General features: G+C 59.9%; 12 protein-coding genes. 3 read left to right on the plus strand and 9 right to left on the minus strand.

Annotated elements, in window-relative coordinates:
* Window positions 1-298: 298 nt before the first annotated feature.
* The 6 genes from D7I37_RS03755 to D7I37_RS03780 form a co-directional block, all read right to left on the minus strand.
* Window positions 299-508 (minus strand): hypothetical protein, encoded by a 210-nt coding sequence (locus D7I37_RS03755; protein WP_129543327.1) that lies wholly within the window; start codon window positions 506-508, stop codon window positions 299-301.
* Window positions 480-1,115, minus strand: coding sequence for a hypothetical protein (locus D7I37_RS03760; protein ID WP_129543328.1), 636 nt, complete (start codon window positions 1,113-1,115; stop codon window positions 480-482). Before D7I37_RS03760 ends, D7I37_RS03755 begins: the two co-directional genes overlap by 29 nt.
* Before the next feature lie 438 nt (window positions 1,116-1,553).
* Window positions 1,554-1,892, minus strand: a complete 339-nt coding sequence (locus tag D7I37_RS03765; protein WP_165283084.1) for a TonB family protein — start codon at window positions 1,890-1,892, stop codon at window positions 1,554-1,556.
* 348 nt (window positions 1,893-2,240) lie between these two features.
* A complete protein-coding gene (locus D7I37_RS03770; protein ID WP_129543330.1) occupies window positions 2,241-2,462 on the minus strand; it encodes a hypothetical protein in 222 nt (73 codons plus the stop codon).
* The gene (locus D7I37_RS27230) at window positions 2,425-2,868 is read right to left on the minus strand and encodes a hypothetical protein (RefSeq protein ID WP_242502795.1); all 444 of its coding nucleotides are present in this window, start codon (window positions 2,866-2,868) and stop codon (window positions 2,425-2,427) included. The genes D7I37_RS03770 and D7I37_RS27230 overlap by 38 nt, the downstream gene beginning before the upstream one ends.
* Before the next feature lie 208 nt (window positions 2,869-3,076).
* Window positions 3,077-3,793: an HPP family protein gene (locus tag D7I37_RS03780; RefSeq protein WP_129543331.1), complete on the minus strand. Its 717-nt coding sequence runs from the start codon at window positions 3,791-3,793 to the stop codon at window positions 3,077-3,079.
* 169 nt (window positions 3,794-3,962) lie between these two features.
* Between D7I37_RS03780 and yfcF the strand changes: the two genes are divergently transcribed.
* On the plus strand, window positions 3,963-4,598 hold the full coding sequence (gene yfcF / locus D7I37_RS03785; RefSeq protein ID WP_061797184.1) for a glutathione transferase: 636 nt from the start codon (window positions 3,963-3,965) through the stop codon (window positions 4,596-4,598).
* A gap of 73 nt (window positions 4,599-4,671) precedes the next feature.
* On the opposite strand, the gene D7I37_RS03790 is transcribed toward yfcF, so the two are convergent.
* From D7I37_RS03790 to D7I37_RS03800, 3 genes are read right to left on the minus strand one after another with little or no spacing between them, the layout of a single operon-like run.
* Complete coding sequence (locus tag D7I37_RS03790; RefSeq protein WP_061797182.1) at window positions 4,672-5,916, minus strand: amino acid permease; 1,245 nt, start codon at window positions 5,914-5,916, stop codon at window positions 4,672-4,674.
* A gap of 58 nt (window positions 5,917-5,974) precedes the next feature.
* Window positions 5,975-7,429 carry an NAD-dependent succinate-semialdehyde dehydrogenase gene (locus tag D7I37_RS03795; RefSeq protein ID WP_061797181.1) on the minus strand — a complete coding sequence of 485 codons (1,455 nt, stop codon included), beginning with the start codon at window positions 7,427-7,429 and terminating at the stop codon, window positions 5,975-5,977.
* 12 nt (window positions 7,430-7,441) lie between these two features.
* Complete coding sequence (locus tag D7I37_RS03800; RefSeq protein WP_095099337.1) at window positions 7,442-8,704, minus strand: 4-aminobutyrate--2-oxoglutarate transaminase; 1,263 nt, start codon at window positions 8,702-8,704, stop codon at window positions 7,442-7,444.
* Window positions 8,705-8,826: 122 nt separating this feature from the next.
* Here D7I37_RS03800 and D7I37_RS03805 point away from each other — a divergent pair, with 122 nt between their 5' ends.
* Together D7I37_RS03805 and D7I37_RS03810 are read left to right on the plus strand one after the other, a co-directional pair.
* A complete protein-coding gene (locus D7I37_RS03805; RefSeq protein WP_061797178.1) occupies window positions 8,827-10,308 on the plus strand; it encodes a PLP-dependent aminotransferase family protein in 1,482 nt (493 codons plus the stop codon).
* A 296-nt stretch (window positions 10,309-10,604) separates the two neighbouring features.
* Entirely contained in the window at window positions 10,605-12,626 is a 2,022-nt protein-coding gene (locus tag D7I37_RS03810; protein WP_129543332.1) for an NADPH-dependent 2,4-dienoyl-CoA reductase, read from the plus strand.
* Window positions 12,627-12,637 lie beyond the last annotated feature (11 nt).

The following is a 12,637-nucleotide window of genomic DNA, read 5'->3' on the forward strand; positions in this document are numbered from 1 at the left end:
CTTCGATGTCCCCTTTTCGTCCCCCAAAAAAACTACACACCCCCTTTATCCTATTTGGCGCGACATAATTCAGGTATGAAAAAACCCGCATTTCGCGGGCTTGTATCTCTGAGCTGGTCACATCCACATAACCTGTTGTTGTCCTTCCACACTGGCACCAACCGGATGCGGCGGCACTGCACCTACAGGAACGAATGAAAGAGGTGAACGAGTGGATCGGGGAGGAGGTGATTAGATTCGCGCCGTATGAATTACCAGGCGAATAAACAAAAGCCACCAGTTATTTGGCGGCTTAATTTTATCTTTCGCCTCGAGCTAGACCACATAATGCAATAGTTGCAAACACCAATAACAGGAAAATGCCAGCGCTTAAAATTCGCTGCCACCACTCATCAAACCAGAACAGCGACCCAAAAGCCGCAACAGAAAATATCCCGCTAAAAATCGCCTCCACAACGTGAGACAATCCTTTACCGAGCTTACTGCCCCAAGACTTTAGATAGCTCATGATTCACTCCTTCACAGAACATTTTCGATTTGCTGGAGTAAGCAACAAACGGTTCAAGATACTCCTCCGCAAGAAAATAGATCATGTCCAAATTTCGCGGGGTGAGCTTGTGGTACGTCGAGGGGTACTTTTCGCATAATCGGCGCGAAGACACGGCGGCTTGTTCGATAATTCCTTGCAGGAGAATAATGTTCAACCCTGCAACGGTAATACCTTTAAAAACCCATCTGAAAAGCGTACTACTGATAACTTTTTTCAAAATATGGTGCGTGATCTGTTGTACCAGAATGAACTGAGTCCCCATACGGCCCGCAGCATAACCTTCAGCAAGGTTTAATTTCTGTCCTAATGCTGTTTGCGTTTGAACATCCATCCGTTGATAACAGTCGCGAATGATGACGGTTATTAGCTCACGCAAAGGGGCTTCGATGCCATAACCAGCGCGAATAACCTTAATGAATCTTTCCGTTTCAAGTTCATTACGGCGCTTGAACTCTCCACTCCCTAACCCCGCACCTTGCCATGTACGGCGAACGCTATAACCAATGCCTTTTGGTAAGGACTCAACGCCCTCAAGAATTCCTTGCGCTACAGCTTTAGCATCCATAAAAGCCCCTTATCAGTTCCAAGCCCGTACCATATACCAATTTTGCCCAAAAATTCAACACAACAGCACCGCGCCCATATAGCTCCTAAGAGCGCCACGCCGTCATATTCTAAAACTGAGTGAATCCTTGGCTGTCATGGTTAATCGTCGTGATAGGCCGCTGGCTGCGATTATAAAAAGGGGTTAACACCGCTTGCGCGCAATGCTTTCCCCACCTCGCCTGCCCGCTTCATGTGTCGCTTTTCATGCAAGCGCATGATCCGGCGCGATCCGCGCCAGTGCTGGCGCTGCGGGGGTAAAACTCACACCGGATCATTATGCAAATTCATGCACCTAATGCATGCATAGGGTCCGAACAGCACAAAACCTTAATGACTAGTCACTAATTTAAGAATGCTGACATCTCCAAGGACTCAATGCCCGGTCTACTTATGTGGTTTAATTCACTTCCTGACCGTTACTATTTAAACGGACACTAACAACACGATCCTTCATAGGGCTATTTTTTTCATATCGCCACTTAGACATCGCTTTTAGCACTTCGCTGTCAAAAACACCCTTTGGTTCTGACTCGACAACACGAGCATTTTGGACCTGTCCGTTTACATCAATATCAAATTTAACCTTGACTAAACCGGTTTCTGGCTTGGGCTCCTCAGTTAGTTGATGGATGCCTGTCTTAGACGAAAAATTGGTTGTTTCGTTACTGTTAGAGCAAGCTGCGAGTATTAACGGCAACATTAAAAGTAACATTGGCCTTGCTACGGATTTAGTCATTTTCATTTACTCCATACATTGGTTACACAATGAGATAGTTCCTCACTTAAATTACCAAAATACACGAACAGTGAATATACCATCATTGCGAAATAACGTAACAAAATAGAACATAACCAAATAAATAAGGTGATTGACAGTTGTATTCCGCAGTTGTATAACTACAGAATACTGCATGGATGTACAGTTATTGTTTTTTATCAATCAATTATTAAACGTAGAAGGATTTCGATATTAGCCGCCTAATATAAACCGTCCAACTTTATGGGGTCAGTTCACTCAGGAGGTGGTCTTTTACTTTCTGGAGTCAGTAGCAGAAAAATAGCAGCAGCCTGCCACCATTTTCTTTCATTTCTCACCTCGCAACCACCCAATCGCCAAGCTAACCAAGAAGCCGGCAAAGAAGATCGCGATAGCCATAGCGATTGATTTCCACCACTCGTCAAACCAAAACAATGCAACAAATGCCGCTATAGAGAACAGGCCAATGACTATGGACTCCGCCAGGTCAGCAGTTTGCCGGCCAACAAATTTAACGAACTTCACAAGAAAGGATTTTAGCCAGCTCATGGTTAACACCTGCGCAAAACTGATTAGGAGAATTATTGATGTAGATGAGATATGGCTCTAAAAAGCTCTCAACGAGAAAATATGCCATATCCAGATTCATCCCCCTTATCTTGTAAAACGTTTTGGGGAATTTCACCTGCATACGCCTGGAAGCGAGCGCGGCTTCCTCAATCATCCCTTGGAACATAACCACGTTCAGAATGGCAGTCGTGCTGTACTTGATAAACCGCTTGTAGACGAGGCCGTAGCTCGCCTTGCGTATGATGGTTGAGGCTATTTTATTGGCAATGAAAAATTGCGTCACACTACGGCCCGCGATAAACCCTTCCGCACGGTTAATCTCACCTGCAACAGCGCTCTTGCTGCCCTCATCAAGTTTTGAATAAAAGTCGTTGATGACAATCATGACCAACTTCCGCATTGGCTCTTGCTTATCAACGGCTGAACGACTCAAAGAAACAAACCGTTCAGTTTCCCTAAAATTCCGCTCCTTAAGACTACTACCAGCCCCCCTGCCGGGCCTGGCTCGTCGCGTTCTGACGACATTTCCACGCGATCCACTTCAAACATGAGGCGCCGCCGCCGAGCCTCCCAGCGCAGCGCTCAGAGGCATTTCATCCACCCGGGTTTTGCCGCCGGTGCGCCAGCTGTTCGGCGCGCAGCAGGATTTCCTGCAGATCGTCCTCATCGATATCGAACAGCTCGCCCTGCATCAGCGCCTGATGCAGATCGGCGCGGGTGATCGACACGGCGTCGATCGGCAGGCTGGCCGGCTTGGCCTCCGCCGGCGCCAGCGGGTGCGGGTAACGCCGCCCGGCCAGGTTGTTGAACAGTATCGCCAGCGCCGCCAGCAGCACCGAGTTGAGCAACACCGGGTAAAGCACGAACTGATAGCCCATCTGGTGGATGCCCGGCCCGCCGAGGATGGCGGTCAGGGCCACCGCGCCGCCGGGCGGATGCAGGCAGCGCAGCTTGAACATCAGGCCAATCGCCAGGCAGGCAGCCAGCCCGCAGGCTAACCCGGGATCGGCGACCAGCAAGCCGCTGCTGACCCCCACCGCCGCCGCCAGCGTATTGCCGCCGACGATCGACCAGGGCTGCGCCAGCGGGCTGTTCGGCACGCCAAACAGCAGTACCGCCGAAGCGCCCATCGGGGCGATAAACCACAGGTTCACCTCGCCCAGAATAAAATGGCTGATCCAGCCGGCAATCATCAACCCCAGACCCGCCCCGATGCTGGAAAGCGCAATCTCTCTTTTACCCACCGCCAACGGGTGTGGCCACAGGCGCGCACATCCCACTTTTACCTTTTCTATCCACTGCGTTTTCATATTACCCGGCACGGCCAAATTCACTTGTTGGCAACAAAGATATCACATCATCAGCGATGGAATAACGCTGCGGGCGCTGCCGCAGCCATGAACTTTGTCCTAACAGATTGATCTTTAGCCACCCCTCGGCAATTATCAATGTTCCGACCCTAGCCTTGAGGAAAAGCCGATGTCTCAACCGATTGTCGAGCTGTATGCCGACAGCCAATTTTTCAGCCCTTATGCCATGTCCGCGTTCGTCGCGTTGACGGAAAAGAACATTCCCTTCAGCGTGAAACCGATAGATTTGGCGCAGGCAGAAAACCAGAGCGCCGCCTATGCGTCGCTGTCGTTGTCACGTCGGGTGCCAACGCTGGTGATGGGTGAGTTTCAGCTTTCCGAATCTTCGGCAATCACCGAATACCTGGAGGACATTCATCCGGCCCATGCGGTCTACCCGCGCGACGTCAAGCAACGCGCCAAGGCGCGCGAAATCCAGGCCTGGCTGCGCAGCGATCTGCTGGCGATCCGCGCCGAACGCCCGACCGAAGCCATCTTCGGCGGCGCTAAATTTCCACCGCTGTCCGCCGCCGCGCAGGAGGCCGCCCGCAAGCTGATCGCCGCCGCCGAGAGGCTGCTGAGTCACGGGCAGGATGATCTGTTCAGGGAGTGGTGCATCGCCGATACCGATCTGGCGCTGATGCTCAACCGGCTGGTGATGCACGGCGACGAGGTGCCGGAACGCATTCGCCACTATGCGCAAAAGCAGTGGCAGCGTCCCTCGGTGCAGGCCTGGTTGGCGCTGCCGGAGAAAATGCGCGGCTGATAAAAAAACCGGCGGCCACGACGCCGCCGTTCTCAACGCTGAGAAACAACATCACTGCTTGAGGGAAGACGGCTCACCATCCGGCGGGCAAATAGCCTAACAACGAAGCGATGGCGTACACCGCGCTGGCCAGGTACAGCAGCACGATACTGGCCTGCAGCAACGGGTGGGTGATCCAACTGCACTGCCAGCGCGGGGTTTGGTCGCCGTGCTTGCGCGCGCCGCGCAGGATCAGCATCGGCATGATCGACAGGATCACCCCGCTGAACACCCCGGCGAAGTACAGCGCGTTAACGAACGACACCAGCCCGCTGTAGGCCAATACGAACGGCGGCACCACCACCAGCAACAGCACGCCGAAGCGGCGCAGCGGCTGCTCGTCGTTGCCCAACCGGAACTTGTCGAAGATATTGGTCAGGAAGCTGCCGCCCAATCCCCAATAAGAGGTCAGCATCGCGCACAGCGCGAAGATGTTGGCGGAGAAGAACGCCCACTGCCCCAGCGCCTGGCCCCAGGAGATGGTCGCCACGTCGGAGATATCGTCCAGCCCGCTGAGCGCGATCACCGACATCGGCACCGCCGCCAGCAGCACAAAGGTCACCGCCATGCCGACCATAATCGCCTTCGGCAGCTGCTCCGGTTTGTCGGAAAAGCCGCGCGCCATTTCCGGCACGATGTACTGCGCAGAGAAGCAGAACACCACCACGTTGAACACCGGCACCATAAAGCGCCAGTCGCCGTCCAGCAGGTTGCGCATCTGGGTGGTGTCTTTCAGCAGCGTCGCCGCCACCAGCGCGGTCAGCATCACCACCATGCCGATGCTGATGAACTTCTCGCCGCGGCCAATCGCCTTCAGCCCGAGATACAGCACCCCCGCCGCCGGCACGAAAAACAGCAGGCTGCCGAGCGCCGGCGAAATGCCGAACAGCGACTGCAGCAGCTTGCCGCTGCCGGTCATGTAGGCGGTCAGCGCGCCGATGCTGTTGACGCACACCGAAGCGAACATCAGCCAGGCGCCCACGCCGCCGACGTAGCGCTTCGCCAGCCCGCTAAGCTGCAGGTGAGCGCGGGTGCGCAGCGTGGATTCGGCGACGTACAGCATGGTGATGGTGGTCAGCCCGCCGACCAGCACCAGCCAGAACAACAGCGGCAAAAAGCCGGCCTTGCTGGAGGCGTAGGCGATGGACAGCACGCCGGCGCCGATGTTGGTGCCGACGATCATCGCCACCCCTTCGAGAAAACTCAGCGATTTGGCGGGTGCAGGTGCTCGCACCCCGGCGGCAAGCGCCGGAGAAACATAGGTGTTATCAGAAGACATGCATCATCCTTTATCGCCCGGCGGCTGCGGCCACCGGGGCAGGTTAATTTCCCGGTGGTTAACAGCTCACATCGATACACAGGTATTTCAGCTCCAGATATTCTTCAATCCCGTAGCGCGATCCTTCACGCCCGAGCCCTGACTGTTTCACGCCGCCGAACGGCGCGACTTCGTTGGAAATCAGTCCGGTATTGATGCCGACCATGCCGTACTCCAGCGCTTCCGGCACGCGCCACTGGCGCGAGGCGTTTTGCGTGAACAGATAGGCGGCCAGGCCGAATTCGGTGTCGTTGGCCATGGCGATGGCCTCCGCTTCGTCATGGAAGCGGAACAGCGGCGCCACCGGGCCGAAGGTCTCCTCTTTGGCGAAGCGCATCTTCTGGGTGACGCCGGTCACCACCGTCGGCTGGAAGAACGTGCCGCCCAGCGCGTGCGGTTGACCGCCGGTGGCGATCTGCGCGCCCTTGATCAAGGCATCGTCGATGTGGCTCTGCACCTTCTCCACCGCGTCGCCGTCGATCAGCGGCCCCTGGGTGGTGCCCTCGTGGCTGCCGTCGCCGACCTTCAGCTGTTCGACCGCCGCCACCAGCTTCTCCGCCAGGCGGTCGTAGATGCCGTCCTGCACGTAGATGCGGTTGGCGCAAACGCAGGTCTGGCCGCTGTTGCGGAATTTCGAGGCCATGATGCCCGCCACCGCCGCGTCCAGATTGGCGTCGTCGAACACGATCACCGGCGCGTTGCCGCCCAGCTCCAGCGACAGCTTCTTGATGCTCGGCGCGCACTGCGCCATCAGGATGCGGCCAACCTCGGTCGAGCCGGTAAAGCTCAGCTTGCGCACCACCGGGCTGTCGCACAGCACCTTGCCTACCTGCGCCGCTTCGCCGGTCACCACCTGCAGTACGCCCGGCGGGATGCCGGCGTCCTGCGCCAGCCTGGCCAGCGCCAGCGCGGTCAAAGGGGTTTGCTCGGCCGGTTTGACGATGATGGCGCAGCCTGCCGCCAGCGCCGGCGCCACCTTGCGGGTAATCATCGCCGCCGGGAAGTTCCACGGGGTAATGGCCGCGCACACGCCGATCGGCTGCTTCACCACCACCAGCCGCTGCGAAGCCTGCGGCGCCTGCAGCACCGCGCCGTCGACCCGCTTGGCTTCCTCGGCGAACCAGGTGATGAACGAGGCGGCGTAGGCCACTTCGCCGCGCGCTTCCGCCAGCGATTTACCCTGCTCGGCGGTCATCAGCTGTGCCAGGTCTTCCTGGGCGGCCAGCACCTGGTCGGCCCAGGCCAACAGCAAGGCGGCGCGCTGCCTGGCGGTCAGCTGCTTCCAACTCTGCTGCGCCAGCTGCGCCGCGTTGATCGCCTGCTGAGTTTCTTCTTCGCTCACCAGCGGAATGCTGGCCAGTTCGGCGCCGGTGGCCGGGTTGATCACCGCTTCGCGTTTGCCGCTCAGCGCGTCGCACCACTCGCCGTTGATCAGGCACTGGCTGCGCAGCAGTTCGGGATTATTCAGTTTCATCGCGCGCACTCCTTATTGAGCCAGCGCGCGGGACAGAATGCCCAACGCCTTGGTGAACTGGTCTTCAGGAATGGTCAGCGGGTACAGGAAGCGGATCACGTTGCCGTTCACCCCGCAGCTCAGCAGCAACAGCCCTTCTTCCAGCGCCTTCTGCTGAACCTGGCGGGTAATCTCCGCCGAAGGTTTGCCGGCGGGATCGTTGAATTCGACCGCCACCATCGAACCCTGGGCGCGGATATCGGCGATCGCCGGGCTGGTTTTGCGCGCCTGCTGCAGCACCTCCACCAGATGCTGGCCCAGACGCTGCGCACGCTGGCACAGCTGCTCTTCTTCAATCACGTCCAGCACCGCGTGCGCCGCGGCCACCGCCAGCGGGTTACCGGCATAGGTGCCGCCCAGCCCGCCCGGCGCCGGGGCGTCCATCACTTCCGCGCGGCCGGCCACCGCCGACAGCGGCATGCCGCCCGCCAGGCTTTTAGCCATGGTGATCAGATCCGGTTTGACGCCGTAATGTTCCATGGCGAACAGCTTGCCGGTGCGGGCGAAGCCGGTCTGCACTTCGTCGGCAATCAGCAACATGCCGTGCCGATCGCACAGCGCGCGCAGCGCCTGCATGAAATCGGCCGGGGCCACGTTGAAGCCGCCCTCGCCCTGCACCGGCTCCAGCACGATCGCCGCCACCTGTTTGGGATCGATATCCGCTTTAAAGATGCGCTCCAGGCTGTTCATCGCGTCTTCGGTGCTCACGCCGTACAGCGCGTTCGGGTACTGGCCGTGGAACACCGAGCCCGGGAACGGCCCGAAGCCCAGTTTGTAAGGGGCCACTTTGCCGGTCAGCGCCATGGTCATGTAGGTGCGGCCGTGGAAACCGCCGCCGAAGGTGATCAGGCCGGGGCGGCCGGTATGGGCGCGGGCGATTTTGACCGCGTTCTCCACCGCTTCCGCACCGGTGGTGAAGAACGCGGTTTTACACGGGCCGGCGATCGGCGCGCGCTGGTTGATGCGCTCCGCCAGCGAGACATAGCTTTCGTAAGGGACTATCTGGTAAGCGGTATGGGTAAAGGCCTGCAGCTGTTTTTCAATCGCCGCGATCACCTTCGGGTGGCGGTGCCCGGTATTCAGTACCGCGATACCCGAGGCAAAATCGATAACTTCATTGCCTTCCACATCCCACAGCGTGGCGTTTTCTGCACGCTCGGCGTAAAAACCACACATCACGCCGACTCCGCGCGGAGTAGCGTCCTGACGGCGTTGGTTCAATTCTGCGTTGTTCATGCTGTTATCTCCGATCGGGGGCTTGTCAGACGTTTTGTTCACATTCGTGAAACAATGACGTTTATTTACACAGGATGTGGCCCTATAATCGAGTGCCAGTTACGAATAATTGAGGGATCCAATTGCGCTCACTGAGTGGTGATCTGCTGCTGCAGCGCCTCGGCGAACAGCCCGACGACAAGCTGCACAAACGGCTTTACAACGCGATCCGCACCAGCATTCTCGACGGCAGCCTGCCGCCCTCCAGCCGCCTGCCGGCCTCGCGCGATTTGGCGCAGGAGCTCAGCCTGTCGCGCAACACGGTTTTAACCGTTTATGAACAACTGCTGGCGGAAGGCTATGTTTTGGCGCGCCAGGGAAGCGGAACATTCGTCGCCGAAACCGTGCCGGACAGCTGTTTATCCACCAGCAGCGTGCCCGTCGGCAGCGACGGGCAGCAGAGGGGCATCGAGCTGTCGGATCGCGGCGCCGCGCTGCTGCACCACGCCAGCGCCAGCCCCAAACAGTGGGGGGCATTCATTCCCGGCGTGCCGGACGTCAACGCCTTCCCGCACCCGTTGTTCAGCAAGATCCAGGCGCGTATCAGCCGCCGGCCGACGCCCCAGCGGCTGACCTACAGCAACCAGGGCGGCAGCCCCGAGCTGCAGCACGCGCTGGTGGATTACCTGCGGGTGGCGCGCTCGGTGCGCTGCTCGCCGGAACAAATATTGATTACCGAGGGCATTCATCAGGCGATAGACCTGGTGACGCGCATGCTGTGCAACCCGGGAGACGACGCCTGGATCGAAGAGCCCGGCTACTGGGGGATCCGCAATATTCTGCGGATGAATGCGCTGAACATCTGCCCGCTGGCGGTGGATGAGGCCGGCCTGGTGCCGCCGGAGCAGCCGACCAACCCGCCGCGGCTGATTTTCGTCACCCCGTCGCACCAGTATCCGCTGGGTTCGGTGATGAGCCTGGCGCGCCGCCAGCGGCTGCTGGCGCTGGCGCGCAACGCCGGCGGCTGGATCGTCGAGGACGACTACGACAGCGAGTTCCGTTTCTCCGGCCAGCCGATCCCGGCGCTGCAGGGGCTGGAAGCCGATGCGCCGGTGATCTATATCGGCACCTTCAGCAAAACGCTGTATCCGGCGCTGCGGCTCGGTTACGTGGTGCTGCCCCAGCCGTTGGCGCAGGCGCTGAAGACCGCCCACGCCGAGCTGTATCGCGGTGGCCATCTGCTGATCCAGACCGCGCTGGCGGAGTTCATTCAGCAAGGCCATTACACCGCGCATATCCGCCGCATGCGGCTGCTGTACGCGCGGCGGCGCGCCTTTCTCACCCATCTCATCGAACAGCATCTGGGCAAACAGGCGCTGAGCGAGTTCAACAACAACGCCGGGCTGCATCTGATCCTCAATCTGCCGGACGAAACCGACGACGTGGCTATCGCCGCCGCCGCCAGCGCGCGCGGCGTTCTGGTGCGGCCGCTGTCGCGCTACTACATGCTGCCCAGCCGACGGCGCGGCCTGCTGATGGGCTTCGCCTGCGTGCCGGAAGAGCAAATGGCCGCCGCCTTTACCCAGCTGCTGGCGTGCATCGAAGCGCCGGAAGCAACTCCCTGACTTTCCGGCTGCTGCGCCCGACCAGGCAGCGGTATGCTCAGCGTGGGGCATGATATCAGCAGGCGTGAGCGTTCATTTTCGGTAGTGGCTCCGCAGAGAGAAGGTATTTGCAACGGACAAACGCTGACCGATCCGTTGTTCATTATGCAAACATGACCAGAGATTCATGACGTCTATCACATTCGGCGCAACGCAGATTCCCAAGCGGCACGACAACGGCTAGATTTATCTCATCCGACCACTTGTGTTCACATAATTATAACAACGGGCCCCGATTTCACCCGATGGAGAGTGCAATGAGCAATTACCCCCACCTGCTGGCGCCGCTGGATCTCGGCTTCACCACCCTGAAAAACCGGGTGCTGATGGGATCGATGCATACCGGCCTGGAAGAGCTGCCCGATGGCCCCGAGCGCATGGCGGCCTTCTATGCCGAACGCGCGGCCGCCGGCGTGGCCCTGATCGTCACCGGCGGCATCGCCCCCAATGAAAAAGGCGTGGTGTATCGCGGCGGCTCGACCCTCAGTCGCGAGGAGCAGGTGGATCACCATCGCACGGTGACCGACGCCGTCCATCGGGCCGGCGGCAAGATTGCGCTGCAGATCCTGCACGCCGGGCGCTACAGCTATCAGCCGCAGCCGGTGGCGCCTTCCGCGCTGCAGGCGCCGATCAACCCCTTCGCCCCCGCGGCGCTGAGCGAGGCGGAGATTGAGCAAACCATCGCCGACTTCGCCCGCTGCGCGGCGCTGGCGCAGCAGGCCGGCTACGACGGGGTCGAGGTGATGGGTTCCGAAGGCTATTTGATCAACCAGTTTCTGGCGGCGCGCACCAACCAGCGCGACGACGCATGGGGCGGCAGCTTCAGCAACCGCATGCGCTTTGCCGTCGAGATAGTCCGGGCGGTGCGCCAGGCGACCGGCGGCGAATTTATTCTGATCTACCGCTTGTCGATGCTCGATCTGGTGGAAGACGGCTCCAGCTGGCAAGAGATAGAGCAGCTGGCGCTGGCGATTGAGCGGGCGGGCGCCACCATTATCAACACCGGCATCGGCTGGCACGAGGCGCGCATCCCGACCATCGCCACCATGGTGCCGCGCGCCGGCTTCAGCTGGGTAACCCGCAAACTGATGGGCAAGGTCGGCATTCCGCTGATCACCACCAACCGCATCAACGACCCGGCGGTGGCCGAGCAGGTGCTGGCGGACGGCTGCGCCGATATGGTGTCGATGGCGCGCCCGTTCCTCGCCGACGCCGCCTTCGTGCAGAAAGCCGCCGAGGGGCGCGCCGACGAGATCAACACCTGCATCGGCTGCAATCAGGCCTGCCTCGACCAGATTTTTGAAGGCAAACTCACCTCCTGCCTGGTGAACCCGCGCGCCTGCCGCGAAACCGAGATGCCGCTGACGCCGGCGGAGCGGCCGAAAAGGCTGGCGGTGATCGGCGCCGGGCCGGCCGGGCTGGCCTTCGCCACCACCGCCGCCGGCCGCGGCCACCGGGTGACGCTGTTCGATGCCGCGGAGCAAATCGGCGGCCAGTTCAATATCGCCAAACAGATCCCCGGCAAGGAAGAATTTCACGAAACCCTGCGCTACTTCCGCCGCCAGCTGGTACTGCGCGAGGTCGAAGTCAGGCTGGGCAAACGGGTCGAAGCGGCGGAGTTAAGCGAATTCGACGAGGTGATCCTGGCCTGCGGCATCGTGCCGCGCACCCCGGACATCCCCGGCATCGGCCACGCCAAGGTGCTGACCTACCTCGACGTGCTGCGCGACAAGAAGCCGGTCGGCCTGCGGGTGGCGATCATCGGCGCCGGCGGCATCGGCTTCGACACCGCCGAATACCTCAGCCAGCACGGCGTCTCCAGCAGCCTGGATCAGGCGGAATTCAACCGCGAATGGGGCATCGACGGCAGCCTGGAGCAGCGCGGCGGGCTGGCGCCTCAGGGGCCGCAGGCGCCACGGGCGGCGCGCCAGATCTATCTGCTGCAGCGCAAAACCAGCAAAGTCGGCGAAGGCCTGGGGAAAACCACCGGGTGGATCCACCGCGCCAGCCTGGCGATGCGCGGCGTCAAAATGCTCAACGCCGTAAGCTATCGGCGCATCGACGATGAGGGCCTGCATATTTCCCGCGCCGATCGGCAAAGCTGCTTGCCGGTGGATACGGTGATTATCTGCGCCGGGCAGGAGCCGCGCCGCGAGCTGCAGCAGCCGCTGCTGGCGATGGGGAAAACCGTGCATCTGATCGGCGGCGCAGACGTGGCCGCCGAGCTGGACGCCCGCCGCGCCATCGATCAGGGCACGCGGCTGGCGATGGCGCTATAAAAAAAGGGGCG

Source organism: Serratia sp. 1D1416 (assembly GCF_003641105.1).
GTDB classification, from domain to species: domain Bacteria; phylum Pseudomonadota; class Gammaproteobacteria; order Enterobacterales; family Enterobacteriaceae; genus Serratia; species Serratia ficaria.

Excerpts from the sequence above, each read along its gene's own strand:
- D7I37_RS03800 (WP_095099337.1), bottom strand. The coding sequence starts at position 8,704 with ATGAACAACGCAGAATTGAACCAACGCCGTCAGGACGCTACTCCGCGC.
- D7I37_RS03790 (WP_061797182.1), bottom strand. The coding sequence starts at position 5,916 with ATGTCTTCTGATAACACCTATGTTTCTCCGGCGCTTGCCGCCGGGGTG.
- D7I37_RS03780 (WP_129543331.1), bottom strand. The coding sequence starts at position 3,793 with ATGAAAACGCAGTGGATAGAAAAGGTAAAAGTGGGATGTGCGCGCCTG.
- D7I37_RS03760 (WP_129543328.1), bottom strand. The coding sequence starts at position 1,115 with ATGGATGCTAAAGCTGTAGCGCAAGGAATTCTTGAGGGCGTTGAGTCC.
- D7I37_RS03770 (WP_129543330.1), bottom strand. The coding sequence starts at position 2,462 with ATGAGCTGGCTAAAATCCTTTCTTGTGAAGTTCGTTAAATTTGTTGGC.
- D7I37_RS27230 (WP_242502795.1), bottom strand. The coding sequence starts at position 2,868 with ATGATTGTCATCAACGACTTTTATTCAAAACTTGATGAGGGCAGCAAG.
- yfcF (WP_061797184.1), top strand. The coding sequence starts at position 3,963 with ATGTCTCAACCGATTGTCGAGCTGTATGCCGACAGCCAATTTTTCAGC.
- D7I37_RS03795 (WP_061797181.1), bottom strand. The coding sequence starts at position 7,429 with ATGAAACTGAATAATCCCGAACTGCTGCGCAGCCAGTGCCTGATCAAC.
- D7I37_RS03755 (WP_129543327.1), bottom strand. The coding sequence starts at position 508 with ATGAGCTATCTAAAGTCTTGGGGCAGTAAGCTCGGTAAAGGATTGTCT.
- D7I37_RS03765 (WP_165283084.1), bottom strand. The coding sequence starts at position 1,892 with ATGACTAAATCCGTAGCAAGGCCAATGTTACTTTTAATGTTGCCGTTA.
- D7I37_RS03810 (WP_129543332.1), top strand. The coding sequence starts at position 10,605 with ATGAGCAATTACCCCCACCTGCTGGCGCCGCTGGATCTCGGCTTCACC.